A 17277-nucleotide genomic window follows, 5' to 3' on the forward strand; every position below is an offset into this window, starting at 1 on the left:
TACCCTCTTAAGCCAGACGCGTCGCCAGCTGACCGCTTAAATCTTTATGGATCTCACGCAGCAGCGCATCGGTGGTTTCCCAGCTGATGCAGGCATCCGTGACGGAGACGCCGTGCTTCATCGCGCTGCGCGGCTGTTCTGATGACTGATTGCCTTCATGAATGTTGCTCTCAATCATCAGACCAATAATCGAACGGTTTCCGTCTTTGATCTGTGCAACCACGGATTCCGCAACCGCTGGCTGGCGACGGTAATCTTTATTCGAATTACCATGACTGCAATCTACCATCAGTGCCGGACGCAGTCCCGCCTGTTCCATCTCTTTTTCACACTGCGCCACGTCCGCTGGGCTGTAGTTTGGCGCTTTACCGCCGCGCAGGATCACATGACCGTCCGGGTTGCCCTGCGTTTGCAGCAGACACACCTGGCCCGCCTGGTTGATACCGACAAAGCGGTGCGGCATAGCGGCGGCGCGCATGGCGTTGATCGCCGTCGCCAGGCTGCCATCGGTACCGTTTTTAAAGCCAACCGGCATCGACAAGCCAGACGCCATCTCGCGGTGGGTTTGCGATTCAGTCGTACGCGCACCAATCGCGGACCAGCTGAACAGATCGCCCAGGTACTGCGGGCTGTTCGGATCCAGCGCTTCGGTTGCCAGCGGCAGCCCCATGCTGACCAGCTCCACCAGCAGGCGACGCGCAATCTTCAGGCCTGCTTCCACATCAAACGAGCCATCCATGTGCGGATCGTTAATCAACCCTTTCCAGCCGACGGTCGTACGTGGCTTCTCAAAATAGACGCGCATCACCAGATAGAGGCTATCGCTGACCTCCTCCGCTAATGCTTTAAATCGACGAGCATACTCAATGGCGGTTTCAGGATCGTGAATAGAACAAGGACCACATACCACCAGCAGGCGCGGATCGCGGCCGGCGATTATGTCAGAAATGGTCTGGCGAGAGTGCTCGATCTGAGCCTCCTGCGCGGCGCTCAGCGGAAACTCCGCTTTCAGTTGATCCGGGGTAATCAGAACCTGTTCGTCAGTGATATGTACGTTGTTCAGCGCGTCTTTTTGCATGATAGCGATCCTGTAAAGCTCGTTTGCGATAGTTGTTTTCCTCAGTGAGGTGAAACCACGATACCATAAAAAGTAAACATTTCAATCCAAAATACGTACACATTACTTTACACAAACCAATTAATTGCAAAAATCAGCCGCTAAAAACGTAAAGTTAAAATTACACCCTAACTTTCTTCCGCCAGGCTATGCTGAAGAAAAAGGAGAAGGATTATGCGATCGATTGCTCTCGTCCTGCTGTCGCTGTTTTTATCGGGCTGCCAGATTAATCCTTACACTTTCCAGCCCAACTGGACGAGCCCGGACTGGTTCAGTGCAGGTAAAGAAGACGCCATGAATGGCCTGCCGGTTAAAGATAACCAGACCCTGGCCGATAGTTTTAACGACCCCAATATCGATCGTAGTGAATATCTCCGTGGCTATGCTGATGGTCAGAAAAAAGTATGCGAAGAAGGCTTTATTCACGCATGGGGATTAGCGGGCAAATCTTATCCCGCCAGTTGTGATACCGTTGAAAATGCAGCGAAACTGCACGCGTCATGGCAAAAAGGAATGGATGAAAGTATGCGTTCCAGCAGGCTTAATTAAGTTTGCTTTTATTCTTTGGAAAATAAACAACTGTAGGATTTAGCTTAGGTCAGCCATGGGCTATTTCTGACATAATGACGGCTCTGATAAACAATGGTATTCTGCCCGCAACTCTTAAGGACATCTATTTCCGGAGCGGTACGGCGGATTCTGGTGAGAAATTTATACTTGAACTCTTTGTTCCGACTCACTCTGGTGCTAATGCTGTTCCTTATGGTGGGCCCGGCGATGGCAGGCGCGCTCACGGAGACAGATAAATCGGTACGTTCGATTGTCTCAGGCATAGTGAGCTATACGCGATGGCCGTCGCTTTCCGGTCAGCCTAAGCTCTGTATCTACGCCACTTCTCACTATACGCACGCGCTCAGCAGCGACCAGGGGAATAACGAGTTACCCTATACCCCCGTTATTGTCCGTAACGATCGGGAAGCCCTGGCCGCGACATGCGATGCTGTTTATTTCGGGACTGAACCACCTGCGAAACAACTTGAATTAATAAGTCAATATCAGGGCAGAGCATTGCTATTAATCTCAGAGCAAAATCCGGAATGTATTATTGGCAGTGCCTTTTGCCTGATAATCGATCGTGGCCAGGTGCGGTTTTCCGTCAATCTGGATGCGTTGACACGCAGTGGCGTCAGGGTCAACCCGGATGTATTAATGCTTGCACGGAATAAGCAGCATGGATAAAGATTTCACCTCGACGCCACGTCCGACGTTTAAAAGAACGCTGAGGCGAAACAGCATGATAAGCGTCATCATCACGATGACGTTAATATGGCTGCTGCTCTGTTTTGCCTCGGTCGTAACATTAAAACAGTACGCGCAAAAAAATCTCGAATTAACCGGCGCCACAATGAGCCACAGCCTGGAAGCCTCGCTGGTTTTCAACGATTCACTGGCGGCCAACGAAACGCTCGCTGCGCTGGGTAAGCAGGGGCAGTTTGCCGTAGCAGAAGTCATCAACGGGCATAAAAAGCGCTTCGCCTACTGGTCCTGGAACCCGAAGGATAATAATGACACGCTGGGCGCGCTGGTGAGCCGCTGGCTTTTCCCCGTTCCGGTTGCACAGCCCATCATGCATAACGGCGCAGCAATCGGCGAAATTCGCCTTACCGCGCGTGACAGTCTGATCGGTCATTTTATCTGGATGTCGTTTGCCGTCCTCACCGGCTGTATTCTTTTTGCAACCGTCGTCGCGCTTACTATTACCCACTCTCTGCATCGCGGCATGGTAACGGCGCTGCAAAATATCACTGACGTTGTGCATGACGTGCGCACAAACCGCAACTTCTCCCGCCGGGTGAAAGATGGCCGTATCGAAGAATTTCACCAGTTTGGTGAAGACTTCAACAGCCTGCTGGATGAGATGGAGGAGTGGCAGCTTAAGCTCCAGGCCAAAAACGCCCAGCTGCTGCGTACCGCCATGCACGACCCGCTCACCGGTCTTGCCAACCGCGCGGCGTTTCGTAACAGCATTGCGGCCTTAATGAACGACCCTTCAGCCAGAAAAAACTCGGCCCTGCTCTTCCTCGACGGTGACAATTTTAAATTTATCAACGACACCTGGGGACACGCGGCAGGAGACTGCGTATTGATTGAAGTCGCCAGCAGGATGATGGAGTTTGGCGATAAACGCCATCAATCCTACCGCCTTGGCGGTGACGAATTTGCCATGGTGCTCTACGGTGTGCATTCTGAGACTGAGGTTCAACACATTTGTGCTGCGCTAGCGCAGCAGTTTATCCGTCCGTTTGATCTGCATAACGGACAAAAAGCATCGATGTCACTCAGCATTGGCTTTGCTCTGGCGTGGGAAAATGCGTCCGTTGAAGCATTACTGGAGAAAGCCGACCGCAATATGTACCAGGTTAAAAACCAGCGTACAAAAACAATAAGTTAGAAAGGAAATGCTATGTTAAAACGATATTTCGCGCCGTTAGTTATGGCCTCACTGGTTCTGGCTGGCTGCCAGTCGCCGCCCCAGGGCAAATTCACACCTGAACAAATCGCGGCGATGAAGTCATACGGTTTTAACGAACTGAACGGCGACTGGTCTTTGGGGCTGTCGGATACCATCCTCTTTGATAAAAATGACGCCAGGCTGCGCCCGGACAGTGAAGCACAGATCCAATCCATGGCATCTCGCCTGGCGAAAACTGGCCTGAATCACGCGCGAATGGACGGTCATACGGATAACTACGGTGAAGAAAGTTACAACGAAGCACTGTCGTTAAAACGCGCCGATGCCGTTGCCGACGCGTGGGCGAAGGGAGCGAATATCCCGCGCACTAATCTCACCACCCAGGGATTAGGAAAAAAATACCCGATTGCGAGCAATAGTACTGCACAAGGGCGTGCTGAAAACCGCCGGGTGTCAGTGGTTATCAGCACGCCATAGGATTATTTAGCGGATGATTCGGTGAGCGACACGCCTGTTGCCGCTCGCCAGCGCAGCCAGTCAATCAGAACAAACAATGTCAGACTCACGCCCATCACCGGTAAAGCCAGCCCCAGCAGTACGCTGATTATCACCGTAACGCCTCTTCCCCACCCTGACAGCGCAAGCCAGCTCTGAGAGAGCGTCTGCACCGGATTCATCGCAGATCGCGCCGGACGACGCATCCACCACATCCGGTATCCCCAGATGATGAGCACGCACAGGGCAAGGCCGAAGGCTACGAGCAGCAGCTGATTCACCAGCCCGAATAAGATCCCCATATGGAAATCCACGCCCCAGCGGGTCAGTTTTGCCATGAGCGGGAAATCTTCAAATCGGGTTCTGTCCAGGACCTGCATCGTACCGGGATCAACCGCAACGGCGTCCACCTGAGTCGGCCAGCTGCGGTCGATTTCCGTCACTGTCCATGCGCGATCCATCGTTTTCGCTGGGCGGATCTCCAGCCTGTTGGCATCAATCCCCGCCTTACGCGCCGCGCTTAACACGCCATCAAACTGCACCAGATCCATCGCCATTTCAGGCATCACCATTCCGCCATGGTGACCACGGTGTTCAGCGTGCTCATCCACGTTCTCCGGCACGCCGGAAAGCGCCGTATTTACCTGCGGAGTTAGCCAGTTCATCTCAGCGCGCAGCTTATCAACGTTTCCCCCCGCCCACTGGGACCAGGTCAGGCCGGTTGCAGAGAAGAGCAGCATGCCCCCCAGTAATATCCAGCCGAGCGTCACATGCACCCGACGACGGTTCTGGAAGGAATTGTTAATCCGGCGTTTTGGTCGGGTATAAAACCACAGAGCAATCCCTCCCAGCGCGGCAACCCACATCCAGGAGGCGGCCAGTTCGCTATACAGTCGCCCGACATCGCCCAGCATCAGAGAGGTATGCAGATAATCAATGGTCTGACGCAGCGGTAAAATCCCGCTGGTGCCGTATACCGTCATATCCCCCAGCACCGCCAGGCTTACCGGATCGATAAAGATCGCCCGGTTTTCCGAGGGCCCCAGCGTCGGATCAGCAAACATCACGCGGGTGGTTTCGCCTTCAACCAGCCCCGGACGAACGGCGTGCAAACGCAAATCTGAGCCAATGGCTTTTTCCGCCACGGTGATTTGTTCCGCCAGCGGCTTCGGCTCGCCCACAGAATCCGTATGGAGCGCGTGCCGGTAGAGCGCATTCTCGAGCTGCGGGGTCGCCACGTACAGCGTACCGGTCAGCGCGGCAAAGAAGATAAACGGGCCGACAAACAGCCCGACGTAGAAATGGAGGCGACGCAGCAGGTTTCCCCATGCCACGCGCGGCGTGCAGGTAGTCATACTTTTCCTTTTTAAGGCAAAAAGTTATCGATTTAGTTTTTAAAGGGAAAAAGCAGGCTGCCGCGGCGGCGCGCGGGTATCGGGGTAAAGCCAGGGGAAAAAGTGCCAGTAGCTGACCACCTGACGTGGAGGCTTAACGCGAAGCCTCTGCAGCACTACGCTGAGCAGAACGATCAGCGCCAGCATCACGCCCGGGACATGCGCTAACAGCACGCAATAGCCACAGGCTTCAGCATGGTCGACAGGCATCGTGTGCGGCACATCGCTATGGTTCTCGTCCATCGACATCATACTCATGTCATGATGCATGCCCGGCATAGCGCTCATAGGGTCTTTCTGCAGCGAGACGGAGATAAGCGGCGCCACCACGATCAGCAGGATCGCAAACAGCGCGGTCAATGCCGCTGCGCGTTTCCTGTCAGGCTGATGCAGTACGTTATCCACTTCCCCTCCATTCAAGAGGCAAGCATTGTAAATGATTTATGACGAAAGGGTTAACGCGAGAGGTGCGATAGGATAAAAAAAGGGCCAGCCTTTCGGCCAGCCCTTTCTAACAGGATGTCGCTTAAGCGAATCTTAGTTCAGACGCTCTTTAATACGAGCAGACTTACCAGTACGCTCACGCAGGTAGTACAGTTTAGCTTTACGTACAGCACCACGACGTTTAACAGCAATGCTGTCAACTACCGGAGAGTGAGTCTGGAAGACACGCTCAACGCCTTCGCCGTTGGAAATTTTACGAACAGTGAATGCAGAGTGCAGACCGCGGTTACGAATAGCGATAACCACGCCCTCGAATGCCTGCAGACGTTTTTTGGAACCTTCAACAACCCATACTTTCACTTCCACGGTGTCACCTGGACGGAAGGAAGGTACGTCCTGCTTCATCTGCTCTTGTTCAAGTTGCTTAATAATGTTGCTCATAATTTAATCTCTTATCCTGGGTAAACTGATATTCGGGAGCGTATTACGCATTCCCATCATGTTCATGCTGCTGTTGCGCGTGTTCAGTTTTGAACTCGGCCAGCAACTTTGCTTGCTCTTCAGTCAGAGCCAGGTTTTCCAGAAGTTCAGGTCTTCTAAGCCAGGTTCGGCCCAGCGACTGCTTCAAACGCCAGCGACGTATCTCGGCATGGTTTCCAGACAGTAACACTGCCGGGACTTCCATCCCTTCTAACACTTCAGGACGAGTATAGTGTGGACAGTCCAGCAACCCGTCGGCAAAGGAATCTTCCGTTGCCGATGCTTCATGGCCCAGTACCCCCGGAATGAACCGGGCGACGGAGTCAATCAGCGTCATTGCGGGTAACTCACCACCGCTGAGAACGTAATCGCCGATAGACCATTCTTCGTCAATCTCGGTTTGAATTACGCGCTCATCTATCCCTTCGTAGCGTCCACAGACCAGAATCAGCTTTTGATTCGTCGCCAGTTCGCTCACGCCCGCTTGATCAAGCTTGCGTCCCTGAGGTGACAGATAAATCACCTTCGCGCCTTCACCTGCCGCGGCTTTTGCTGTGTGAATAGCGTCCCGTAAGGGTTGCACCATCATTAGCATCCCCGGTCCGCCGCCGTAAGGACGATCGTCCACGGTACGGTGCCGGTCATGAGTAAAGTCGCGAGGACTCCAGCTCTGGATGCTCAGCAGGCCATTCTTTACTGCCCGGCCAGTTACCCCGTAATCGGTAATCGCGCGGAACATTTCAGGAAACAGGCTAATTATGCCAATCCACATAGCGCCGTCTTTTACCGTTTATCCGGAGAATTTAAAAACCAGGATCCCAATCTACTTCAATGGTTTGAGTAGTGAGATCGACTTTCTTGATAACCTGTCCATCGAGGAACGGAACCAACCGCTCCTTGATGCCAAATGCATCTTTCAGGTTTGCCTTAATGACAAGAACGTCATTTGACCCGGTTTCCATCATATCGATGACTTTCCCCAGGCTGTAACCTTCAGTGGTAACTACCTGGCAGCCCATAAGGTCTTTCCAGTAGTAGTCGCCCTCTTCCAGCTGTGGCAACTGCGACGAATCCACGACAATTTCACAATTAGTCAGCGCATTCGCGGCATCACGATCGTCAATGCCTTTCAGCTTGATGATGATGTCCTGATTGTGGTGACGCCAGCTTTCCAGCTCGACCTCTTCCCACTTACCGGCTTTCTGGATGAACCAGGGCTGGTAATCAAAAATGCTATCAGCGTCTTCAGTGGAGGAAAACACTCTGAGCCAACCACGGATACCGTAGCAAGAACCCATTTTTCCCAATACGATCGGTTCAACAGGTGCTTTATTGCTCATCATGACCACCGTGACAGATTAAGCTGCTTTGTTTGCTGCTTTGATCAGCGTAGCAACGCGATCGGAAACAGTAGCGCCCTGGCCAACCCAGTGAGCGATACGATCCAGATCCAGACGAGTTTCTTCTTCTGCGCCAGAGGCCAGTGGGTTGAAGAAACCAACGCGCTCGATGAAGCGACCGTTGCGTGCATTACGGCTGTCAGTCACAACAACCTGGTAGAACGGACGCTTTTTAGCGCCGTGACGTGCTAAACGAATAGTTACCATAACATCCTCTTGTGTGAATAAAACAACCGGGCCCCATCGAGGAACGGAGCCCGGGTGTCATATTAAAAGCCCGAAAATTTTACTGATTTTTGGGGAAAATGCAATCAGCAGTTGATAAGTCTGCTGTAAAAGGCCGTCGGCGGTGCAGCCAGTTTGCCGTCGGCGAGCGCGCAGAAAGCGGAGCGTACACGTAGTACGTGAGCATTTACTCGCTCCGCTCGCCCTTCGGGCCGCCCTAAAGGGCGTTCAAAACACTATCGTGTTTTGTCGAGCACTCCCCGGCGTCAAAATGGCAAACAAGCCAGGCCGATCAACGTCCTGGGAATCCAGGGGGCATCATCCCTTTCATGCCGCGCATCATCTTCGCCATACCGCCTTTCTTCATTTTCTTCATCATGCGCTGCATGTCGTCGAACTGTTTCAGAAGACGGTTAACGTCCTGCACCTGCATGCCGCAACCGGCTGCGATACGACGTTTACGGGAACCTTTGATGATGTCCGGGTTAGCGCGCTCTTTCAGCGTCATCGAGTTGATGATCGCCTCCATACGCACCAGCACCTTGTCATCCATCTGCGCTTTCACGTTGTCTGGGATCTGGCCCATGCCCGGCAGTTTGCCCATCAGACTTGCCATGCCGCCCATGTTTTTCATCTGACGCAGTTGCTCAAGGAAGTCGGTCAGATCGAAACCGTCGCCTTTTTTCAGCTTGCTGGCCAGCTTCTCGGCCTGCGCGCGGTCAACCTTGCTCTCGATATCTTCGATCAGCGACAGCACGTCGCCCATGCCGAGGATACGGGATGCGATACGGTCCGGGTGGAACGGCTCCAGCGCTTCAGTTTTCTCGCCCACGCCGAGGAATTTAATCGGCTTACCGGTGATGTGACGAATGGAGAGCGCCGCACCGCCGCGGGCGTCACCGTCCACTTTGGTCAGCACCACGCCGGTTAACGGCAGCGCTTCGTTAAACGCTTTCGCGGTATTCGCCGCATCCTGACCGGTCATGGCATCAACAACGAACAGGGTCTCTACCGGGTTGATAGAGGCATGCACCTGTTTGATCTCGTCCATCATCGCTTCGTCAACGTGCAGACGACCGGCGGTATCCACCAGCAGCACGTCGTAGAACTTCAGCTTCGCTTCTTTCAGCGCGGCGTTAACGATGTCGACAGGCTTCTGGGCAACGTCGGACGGGAAGAAATCCACGCCGACCTGCTCGGCCAGGGTTTCCAGCTGCTTGATCGCCGCCGGGCGATAGACGTCCGCTGAGACCACCAGCACTTTCTTCTTGTGCTTTTCACGCAGGAATTTACCCAGTTTACCGACGCTGGTAGTTTTACCCGCACCCTGCAGGCCCGCCATCAGCACCACGGCCGGCGGCTGAGCGGCCAGGTTAAGCACCTGGTTCTCTTCGCCCATCGCCGAAACCAGTTCGTTACGAACGATTTTGACGAACTCCTGACCCGGGGTCAGGCTCTTGTTAACTTCATGACCAACCGCCTTCTCTTTTACGCGGTTGATAAAATCACGAACAACCGGCAACGCCACGTCTGCTTCCAGCAGCGCCATGCGCACTTCGCGCAGCGTTTCCTTGATGTTCTCTTCAGTAAGGCGTCCGCGGCCGCTGATGTTGCGCAGCGTGCGCGACAAACGATCGGTTAAATTATCAAACATTGTCTCTCGCCTGAGTAGAAACGTTGGGTCGCATTGAGCGACACATACACAGAATTTTGCCGGAGTATAACATGAAGGCGCCTTTGTTGTTATGCAACGGTTGGAGCAGGCGTCACGTAACGTTATACTGCTTCTCTTTCTTATTAAGACAACTGTCGATGCCTATATGCCTGTTTTCGCACTGATCGCCCTTGTTGCCTACTCTGTCAGCCTCGCGCTGATTATTCCCGGACTGCTGCAAAAAAACAGCGGCTGGCGGCGCATGGCTATTCTTTCGGCGGTCATTGCACTGATAAGCCACGCGTTTGCGCTGGAATCACGCATTATTCCCGGCGACGGCAGCGTGCAAAACCTGAGCGTCCTCAACGTCGGCTCGCTGGTCAGCCTGATGATCTGTACGGTAATGACCATCGTCGCGTCTAAAAATCGCGGCTGGCTGCTGCTGCCGATTGTCTATACCTTCGCGCTGATCAATCTGGCCCTCGCCACCTTTATGCCTAATGAATTCATTACGCATCTGGAGGCGACGCCGGGGATGCTGGTGCATATCGGCCTGTCGCTGTTTGCCTACGCGACGCTGATTATCGCCGCGCTTTACGCCATGCAGCTCGCCTGGATTGACTACCAACTGAAAAACAAAAGGCTGGCGTTCAACCATGAAATGCCTCCGCTGATGGTCATTGAGCGTAAGATGTTCCACATCACGCAGATAGGCGTGGTGCTGCTGACGCTCACGCTCTGCACGGGCCTGTTTTACATGAAGAACCTGTTCAGCGTGGAGAATATCGATAAAGCAGTGCTCTCCATCATCGCGTGGTTTGTCTATATTGTCCTGTTGTGGGGCCATTACCATGAAGGCTGGCGCGGTCGTCGCGTCGTCTGGTTCAACGTCGCGGGTGCGGGCATTCTCACCCTTGCCTATTTTGGCAGCCGCTTCATACAGCAATTTGCTGGCTAAGTAACAAAAGGAGTTCCCCCTGGAACACATCTCTACCACCACGCTGATCGTTATCCTGATCGTCATGGTGGTCATCTCCGCCTATTTCTCCGGCTCGGAAACCGGCATGATGACCTTAAACCGTTACCGGTTGCGTCATCGTGCTAAACAGGGTAACCGTGCCGCCCGTCGCGTTGAAAAACTGCTCCGCAAACCGGATCAGCTGATAAGCCTGGTGCTTATCGGCAACAACCTTGTCAACATTCTGGCCTCAGCCCTCGGCACCATCGTTGGGATGCGTCTGTACGGCAACGCCGGGGTGGCGATTGCCACCGGCGTGCTGACGTTTGTGGTGCTGGTGTTTGCCGAAGTACTGCCAAAAACCATCGCCGCGCTTTACCCGGAAAAGGTGGCCTACCCGAGCAGCTTCCTGCTGGCGCCGCTGCAGATCCTGATGATGCCGCTGGTCTGGCTGCTGAACATGGTGACGCGCGTTTTGATGCGGATGGTGGGAATCAAAGCGGACGTCACTATCAGCAGCGCGCTCAGCAAAGAAGAGCTGCGCACCATTGTGAACGAATCCCGCTCGCAGATCTCCCGGCGCAATCAGGATATGCTCCTGTCGGTGCTGGATCTGGAAAAGGTGAGCGTGAACGACATCATGGTGCCGCGTAACGAAATCGTCGGTATCGACATCAACGACGACTGGAAAGCCATTGTCCGCCAGCTGACGCACTCCCCGCACGGGCGCATCGTGCTGTATCGCGACTCGCTGGATGACGCCATCAGCATGCTGCGCGTGCGCGAAGCCTACCGTCTGATGACCGAGAAAAAAGAGTTCACCAAAGAGGTGATGCTGCGCGCCGCCGACGAGATTTACTACGTGCCGGAAGGAACCCCGCTCAGCACGCAGCTGGTGAAATTCCAGCGCAACAAGAAGAAGGTCGGCCTGGTGGTCAACGAGTACGGCGATATTCAGGGGCTGGTGACGGTCGAAGATATTCTGGAAGAGATTGTTGGGGATTTTACTACGTCAATGTCTCCTTCCCTTGCGGAAGAGGTCACCCCGCAAAACGACGGTTCGGTGCTGATTGACGGTAGCGCGAACATTCGGGAACTCAACAAAGCCTTTAACTGGCATTTGCCGGAAGATGAAGCTCGTACCATGAACGGGATGATTCTGGAAGCGCTGGAAGAGATCCCGGCGGCGGGCACGCGGGTGCGCATTGAGCAGTACGATATTGATATCCTGGACGTGCAGGACAATATGATTAAGCAGGTGAAGGTGCTGCCCGTCACGCCACTTCGGGAAAGTATTGCCGAATAAAACGTAGGCCGGGTAAGGCGAATGCCGCCACCCGGCACTACAGGTAGCAAATTACGCTTTCGCTTTCGCGACGGTCACCATCGCAGCGCGAATGGTACGGCCGTTCAGGGTGTAACCTTTCTGCATCACGCCCAGCACTTTACCGGCTTCAATCTCTTCAGATTCAACCATCGCGATGGCCTGGTGAACGTTTGGATCCAGCGGCACATCGGTATCCGCAATCACTTCCACGCCAAACTTACGCACCACGTCGAGCATGGATTTCAGCGTCAGTTCGATACCTTCGATCATCGCCGCGTTGTCCGGATTCGCTTTGTCAGCCACTTCCAGCGCGCGATCGAGGCTATCGATCACCGGCAGCAGTTCGTTGACGAATTTCTCCAGCGCAAATTTATGCGCTTTCTCAACGTCCTGCTCGGTACGACGACGCAGATTTTCCATTTCCGCCTTGATGCGCAGAACGGTGTCGCGTTCGCGATTCTGTGCTTCTACCAGTTGGGCTTCCAGATTCGCAATTTTTTCATCGCGCGGGTCCACCTGCTCAGCAGATGCGTCAGGCTCTACAGCCTCAACCTCATCGTGCTGTTCCGTGATAATTTCTTCAGGGGCTTGCCCCTCAGGCGTTTTCTGTTCTTTACTACTCATGAATTTCTCCGCGTTTTTCTGCATTCATCTCGCTAACTTCGCTTATTATGGGGATCAGTTTCCTGGATTCAAGGGAACAAGAGAGATTGTCATCATTCATCAGGCACAAGGACCTCCAGAAAATGAATAATCATTTCAGGTGTATTGGGATCGTCGGGCATCCGCGTCACCCTACCGCATTGACGACACATGAAATGTTGTATCGCTGGTTGTGTAGCAAAGGCTATGAAGTGATGGTCGAGCAGCAGATTGCGCAGGAACTGCAGCTGAAGAGCGTCAAAACCGGCACGCTGGCGGAAATTGGCCAACAGGCCGATCTCGCCGTGGTGGTGGGCGGCGACGGCAATATGCTCGGCGCGGCACGCACGCTGGCGCGTTATGACATCAAGGTCATCGGTATCAACCGCGGCAATCTCGGCTTTTTAACCGACCTCGACCCGGACAATGCGCAACAGCAGCTGGCCGACGTGCTGGAAGGTCACTATATCAGTGAAAAACGTTTCTTACTGGAAGCGCAGGTGTGCCAGCAGGACTGTCAGAAGCGCATCAGCACCGCGATTAACGAGGTGGTGCTTCACCCCGGTAAAGTGGCGCACATGATTGAGTTCGAAGTTTATATCGATGAAATCTTTGCCTTCTCCCAGCGTTCTGACGGGCTGATTATCTCCACGCCAACCGGCTCAACCGCCTACTCACTTTCTGCGGGCGGCCCGATCCTGACGCCCTCTCTTGATGCCATCACCCTGGTACCGATGTTCCCGCACACGCTCTCCGCCCGCCCGCTGGTGATTAACGGAGACAGCACGATACGTCTGCGCTTCTCGCACCGCCGTAACGACCTGGAGATCAGCTGCGACAGCCAGATCGCGCTGCCGATCCAAGAAGGTGAAGATGTTCTTATTCGCCGGTGTGATTACCACCTGAATTTGATTCACCCGAAAGATTACAGCTATTTCAATACATTAAGCTCGAAGCTTGGCTGGTCAAAAAAATTGTTCTGATTTTGCATCCAGGACTTTACTGTATAAAAAACCAGTTTATACTGTATGAAAACACAGTTATGGTTTTTCATACAGGAAAACAATTATGCTGGCACAACTGACCATCAGCAACTTTGCCATTGTTCGTGAGCTTGAGATCGATTTCCACAGCGGCATGACGGCGATCACCGGGGAAACCGGTGCGGGTAAATCCATTGCCATTGATGCCCTCGGCTTGTGCCTTGGCGGCCGTGCAGAGGGCGACATGGTGCGCATGGGCGCAAACCGTGCCGACCTGTGCGCGCGTTTCTCTCTGAAAGACACCCCTGCGGCCCAGCGCTGGCTGGAACAGAATCAGCTCGAAGATGGACGTGAGTGTTTACTTCGCCGCGTGATCAGCAGCGACGGACGCTCACGTGGCTTTATCAACGGCACGGCGGTCCCGCTCTCCCAGCTCCGCGAACTCGGCCAGCTGCTTATCCAGATCCACGGTCAGCATGCGCATCAGCAACTCGTCAAACCAGAACAGCAGAAAGCCCTGCTTGATGGCTATGCGGGTGAGTATGCGCTTACTCAACTTATGGCGGAACACTACCGCTTGTGGCATCAGAGCTGCCGCGAGCTCGCCCAGCACCAGCAGCAAAGCCAGGAGCGCGCCGCGCGTGCGGAGCTGCTGGCGTACCAGCTTAAAGAGCTGAACGAATTCAACCCGCAGGCGGGTGAGTTTGAGCAAATCGACGAAGAGTACAAGCGCCTGGCCAACAGCGGCCACCTGCTCTCAACCAGCCAGAATGCCCTCAACATGCTGGCTGATGGCGAAGACGTGAATCTCCAAAGCCAGCTGTATAATGTCCGTCAACTGGTCACCGAACTGGCCGGCATGGACAGCAAGCTTTCTGGCGTGCTGGATATGCTGGAAGAGGCCGCGATTCAAATCTCTGAAGCCAGTGACGAACTGCGTCACTACTGTGAGCGGCTGGACCTCGACCCGAACCGTCTGTTTGAGCTGGAGCAGCGCCTTTCCCGTCAGATCTCACTGGCGCGCAAGCACCATGTTACGCCGGAAGAACTGCCAGGCTACTATCAGTCTCTGCTGGAAGAACAGCAGCAGCTTGACGATCAGGCTGATTCGCAGGAAACCCTCTCTCTGGCCGTTAACCTGCATCATCAGCAGGCGCTGACCACGGCGAAAAAGCTGCATGAGATCCGCCAGCATTACGCTCAGGAGCTCGGCCAGCACATCACCGATAGCATGCACACGCTGGCGATGCCGCACGGTGTGTTCACCATTGATGTCCGTTTTGAAGAGAACCACCTGACGGCAGAAGGAGCGGATCGCATCGAGTTCCGCGTCACTACCAACCCGGGGCAGCCGCTGCAGGCTATCTCCAAAGTGGCCTCCGGCGGTGAACTGTCGCGTATTGCGCTGGCGATTCAGGTGATTACCGCGCGTAAAATGGAAACCCCGGCGCTGATTTTCGATGAAGTGGATGTCGGCATCAGCGGCCCAACGGCGGCGGTGGTAGGTAAACTGCTGCGCCAGCTAGGTGAATCAACGCAGGTGATGTGTGTCACCCACCTGCCGCAGGTCGCGGGCTGCGGTCATCATCACTTCATCGTCAGTAAAGAAACCGACGGCGAAATGACCGAAACGCACATGAAGCCGCTGGATAAACGTGCGCGTCTGCAGGAGCTGGCACGCCTGCTCGGCGGCAGCGAAGTCACGCGTAATACCCTCGCGAACGCGAAAGAACTGCTGGCGGCATAAACTTTTTCGGGATCTCAGGGTCATACAGAACAACAAAAACGCCGCCAGACCGGTTTCAAAGTGGGGCAAGGTCTATTATCATCGGCATATTACATATGAGCCGCGTTCTGCTCGGGCCCGAAAAGGAATCAAATCACTATGCGTTGTAAAATGCTGACCGCTGCCGCAGCGGTTCTTCTGATGTTGACCGCAGGCTGTTCCACTCTGGAGAAAGTGGTTTACCGTCCTGACATCAACCAGGGGAACTACCTTACCCCTAACGATGTGTCCAAAATCCGTGTGGGGATGACACAACAGCAGGTCGCTTATACACTGGGAACCCCGATGATGACCGATCCATTCGGCACTAATACCTGGTTCTATGTATTCCGTCAAAAGCCGGGTCATGAAGACGCGACCCAGCAGACCCTGACGCTGACCTTCAGCAGCGCCGGCGTGTTGACCAACATCGACAACAAGCCTGCCCTGACCAAATAATCAGAAGTCAGAAATACAAAAAAGGTGCTCAATGAGCACCTTTTTGCATTTCTTTTATCCCCTCGTCCCTTTGGGGAGAGGGTCAGGGTGAGGGGAAAACACGCTACTTACCCGCTTTCTCCGCACGCTGGCGACGCAGCTCTTTCGGGTCGGCGATCAGCGGACGATAAATCTCCACCCGGTCTCCCTCTTTCAGCACGTCGCCAAGCTTCACCGGACGGCTGTATATCCCGACCTTATTCTTCGCCAGGTCGATATCGCTACGAAGCTCAAGGATACCGGACGCGAGGATAGCCGCTTCTACGGTTGCCCCCTCTTCCAGCGTCACGCGCTGCAGATACTGCTTCTCCGGCAGCGCGTATACCACTTCAACAGCGATCTTATGCGACACTGTAAACCTCTTTGGCGCGGGTGGTGAACGCCTGAACCATATTCGACGCCAGCTCTTTAAAGATGCGGCCAAACGCCAGCTCAATCAGCTTGTTGGTGAACTCAAAGTCCAGATGGAACTCAATGCGGCAGGCATCAGCGCTCAGAGGTGTGAACTTCCACCCCCCCATCAGCGTTTTAAACGGGCCATCCACCAGATGCATCAAAATACTCTGATTGTTGGTCAGCGTATTGCGGGTGGTGAACGTCTTGCTGATACCCGCTTTGGAGACATCCACCGCCGCAGTCATCTGCGTCGGGCCAGACTCCAGAACGCGGCTCCCGGTACATCCCGGGATAAACTCTGGATAAGACTGAACATCGTTCACTAACTGATACATTTGTTCCGCGCTGTAAGGCACAAGCGCAGTACGGCTAATCTGAGGCATAGCATTTTCCATGGTCACACAACGGACAAATAATAACATTTATCACCTGTTAAAAAAACGCTAAGGCTCATCTCGTGCTAAGATAGCGCGTTAGACCTCACAGGACGCAATGAGGTGACTTTTTGAAATCAGATTACCGACGGCTTTACGACACTTATGACGAAGAAAAAAGCACATAAACCAGGCTCGGCGACCATTGCGCTCAACAAGCGTGCTCGCCACGAGTATTTCATTGAAGAAGAATTCGAAGCTGGCCTTGCGTTGCAGGGCTGGGAAGTAAAATCGCTGCGCGCCGGGAAAGCCAACATCGGCGACAGCTACGTGATCCTTAAAGATGGCGAAGCCTTCCTGTTCGGCGCGAACTTTACGCCGCTGACCGTCGCCTCGTCACACTACGTATGTGACCCAACGCGCACCCGCAAGCTGCTGCTGAACAAGCGTGAGCTGGAATCCCTCTACGGACGCATCAACCGTGAAGGTTTCACCGTGGTCGCCCTGTCGCTGTACTGGAAAAACGCCTGGTGCAAAGTGAAAGTTGGCGTCGCGAAAGGTAAAAAACAGCACGATAAACGTACTGACCTGAAAGAGCGCGAGTGGCAGTTGGATAAAGCGCGCATCATGAAAAACGCAGGACGTTGATTCT

Annotated in this window: 21 protein-coding genes; 10 read left to right on the top strand and 11 right to left on the bottom strand. The window is 54.0% G+C overall.

What is annotated here, in order from left to right:
- Positions 1-7 precede the first annotated feature (7 nt).
- Positions 8-1078 carry a 3-deoxy-7-phosphoheptulonate synthase AroF gene (gene aroF / locus HBM95_17440; protein ID NIH44701.1) on the bottom strand — a complete coding sequence of 357 codons (1071 nt, stop codon included), beginning with the start codon at positions 1076-1078 and terminating at the stop codon, positions 8-10.
- Positions 1079-1291: 213 nt separating this feature from the next.
- On the opposite strand from aroF, the gene HBM95_17445 reads away from it, so the two are divergent.
- The 4 genes from HBM95_17445 to HBM95_17460 all read left to right on the top strand — a co-directional run bounded on the left by HBM95_17445 (position 1292) and on the right by HBM95_17460 (position 4067).
- On the top strand, positions 1292-1666 hold the full coding sequence (locus tag HBM95_17445; protein NIH44702.1) for a DUF2799 domain-containing protein: 375 nt from the start codon (positions 1292-1294) through the stop codon (positions 1664-1666).
- A 93-nt stretch (positions 1667-1759) separates the two neighbouring features.
- Positions 1760-2356, top strand: a complete 597-nt coding sequence (locus HBM95_17450) for a YfiR family protein (GenBank protein ID NIH44703.1) — start codon at positions 1760-1762, stop codon at positions 2354-2356.
- Entirely contained in the window at positions 2349-3569 is a 1221-nt protein-coding gene (gene dgcN, locus HBM95_17455) for a diguanylate cyclase DgcN (GenBank protein NIH44704.1), read from the top strand. Before HBM95_17450 ends, dgcN begins: the two co-directional genes overlap by 8 nt.
- 12 nt (positions 3570-3581) lie before the next feature.
- Positions 3582-4067: an OmpA family protein gene (locus tag HBM95_17460; GenBank protein NIH44705.1), complete on the top strand. Its 486-nt coding sequence runs from the start codon at positions 3582-3584 to the stop codon at positions 4065-4067.
- A 2-nt stretch (positions 4068-4069) separates the two neighbouring features.
- On the opposite strand, the gene HBM95_17465 is transcribed toward HBM95_17460, so the two are convergent.
- From HBM95_17465 to ffh, 7 genes are all read right to left on the bottom strand, one after another.
- Positions 4070-5440, bottom strand: a complete 1371-nt coding sequence (locus tag HBM95_17465; GenBank protein ID NIH44706.1) for a PepSY domain-containing protein — start codon at positions 5438-5440, stop codon at positions 4070-4072.
- A gap of 39 nt (positions 5441-5479) precedes the next feature.
- Positions 5480-5884: a DUF2946 domain-containing protein gene (locus HBM95_17470; protein ID NIH44707.1), complete on the bottom strand. Its 405-nt coding sequence runs from the start codon at positions 5882-5884 to the stop codon at positions 5480-5482.
- A 132-nt stretch (positions 5885-6016) separates the two neighbouring features.
- Positions 6017-6364, bottom strand: a complete 348-nt coding sequence (rplS, locus tag HBM95_17475) for a 50S ribosomal protein L19 (protein ID NIH44708.1) — start codon at positions 6362-6364, stop codon at positions 6017-6019.
- A 43-nt stretch (positions 6365-6407) separates the two neighbouring features.
- The gene (gene trmD / locus HBM95_17480; protein NIH44709.1) at positions 6408-7175 is read right to left on the bottom strand and encodes a tRNA (guanosine(37)-N1)-methyltransferase TrmD; all 768 of its coding nucleotides are present in this window, start codon (positions 7173-7175) and stop codon (positions 6408-6410) included.
- 31 nt (positions 7176-7206) lie between these two features.
- Positions 7207-7746, bottom strand: coding sequence for a ribosome maturation factor RimM (gene rimM / locus HBM95_17485; GenBank protein NIH44710.1), 540 nt, complete (start codon positions 7744-7746; stop codon positions 7207-7209).
- Positions 7747-7761: 15 nt separating this feature from the next.
- Complete coding sequence (gene rpsP / locus HBM95_17490; GenBank protein ID NIH44711.1) at positions 7762-8010, bottom strand: 30S ribosomal protein S16; 249 nt, start codon at positions 8008-8010, stop codon at positions 7762-7764.
- 310 nt (positions 8011-8320) lie between these two features.
- On the bottom strand, positions 8321-9682 hold the full coding sequence (ffh, locus tag HBM95_17495) for a signal recognition particle protein (protein NIH44712.1): 1362 nt from the start codon (positions 9680-9682) through the stop codon (positions 8321-8323).
- 91 nt (positions 9683-9773) lie between these two features.
- On the opposite strand from ffh, the gene HBM95_17500 reads away from it, so the two are divergent.
- The gene (locus HBM95_17500; protein ID NIH44713.1) at positions 9774-10640 is read left to right on the top strand and encodes an inner membrane protein YpjD; all 867 of its coding nucleotides are present in this window, start codon (positions 9774-9776) and stop codon (positions 10638-10640) included.
- A gap of 19 nt (positions 10641-10659) precedes the next feature.
- Positions 10660-11946 (top strand): HlyC/CorC family transporter, encoded by a 1287-nt coding sequence (locus HBM95_17505; protein ID NIH44714.1) that lies wholly within the window; start codon positions 10660-10662, stop codon positions 11944-11946.
- A gap of 51 nt (positions 11947-11997) precedes the next feature.
- On the opposite strand, the gene grpE is transcribed toward HBM95_17505, so the two are convergent.
- Positions 11998-12591 (bottom strand): nucleotide exchange factor GrpE, encoded by a 594-nt coding sequence (gene grpE, locus HBM95_17510; GenBank protein NIH44715.1) that lies wholly within the window; start codon positions 12589-12591, stop codon positions 11998-12000.
- A 122-nt stretch (positions 12592-12713) separates the two neighbouring features.
- Here grpE and nadK point away from each other — a divergent pair, with 122 nt between their 5' ends.
- The 3 genes from nadK (at position 12714) to bamE (ending at position 15816) form a co-directional block, all read left to right on the top strand.
- Positions 12714-13592 carry an NAD(+) kinase gene (nadK, locus tag HBM95_17515; protein NIH44716.1) on the top strand — a complete coding sequence of 293 codons (879 nt, stop codon included), beginning with the start codon at positions 12714-12716 and terminating at the stop codon, positions 13590-13592.
- Between the two features lie 85 nt (positions 13593-13677).
- Positions 13678-15339, top strand: coding sequence for a DNA repair protein RecN (recN, locus tag HBM95_17520; protein ID NIH44717.1), 1662 nt, complete (start codon positions 13678-13680; stop codon positions 15337-15339).
- 138 nt (positions 15340-15477) lie between these two features.
- Positions 15478-15816: an outer membrane protein assembly factor BamE gene (bamE, locus tag HBM95_17525; GenBank protein NIH44718.1), complete on the top strand. Its 339-nt coding sequence runs from the start codon at positions 15478-15480 to the stop codon at positions 15814-15816.
- A gap of 103 nt (positions 15817-15919) precedes the next feature.
- Here bamE and HBM95_17530 read toward each other — a convergent pair whose 3' ends face one another.
- Positions 15920-16207, bottom strand: coding sequence for an RnfH family protein (locus tag HBM95_17530; protein ID NIH44719.1), 288 nt, complete (start codon positions 16205-16207; stop codon positions 15920-15922).
- On the bottom strand, positions 16197-16673 hold the full coding sequence (locus HBM95_17535; GenBank protein ID NIH44720.1) for a type II toxin-antitoxin system RatA family toxin: 477 nt from the start codon (positions 16671-16673) through the stop codon (positions 16197-16199). The genes HBM95_17530 and HBM95_17535 overlap by 11 nt, the downstream gene beginning before the upstream one ends.
- Before the next feature lie 117 nt (positions 16674-16790).
- Between HBM95_17535 and smpB the strand changes: the two genes are divergently transcribed.
- A complete protein-coding gene (smpB, locus tag HBM95_17540; GenBank protein ID NIH44721.1) occupies positions 16791-17273 on the top strand; it encodes an SsrA-binding protein SmpB in 483 nt (160 codons plus the stop codon).
- Positions 17274-17277: the final 4 nt, after the last annotated feature.

Origin of the sequence: Enterobacter asburiae (assembly GCA_011754535.1) — a bacterium.
GTDB lineage: Bacteria > Pseudomonadota > Gammaproteobacteria > Enterobacterales > Enterobacteriaceae > Enterobacter > Enterobacter cloacae_N.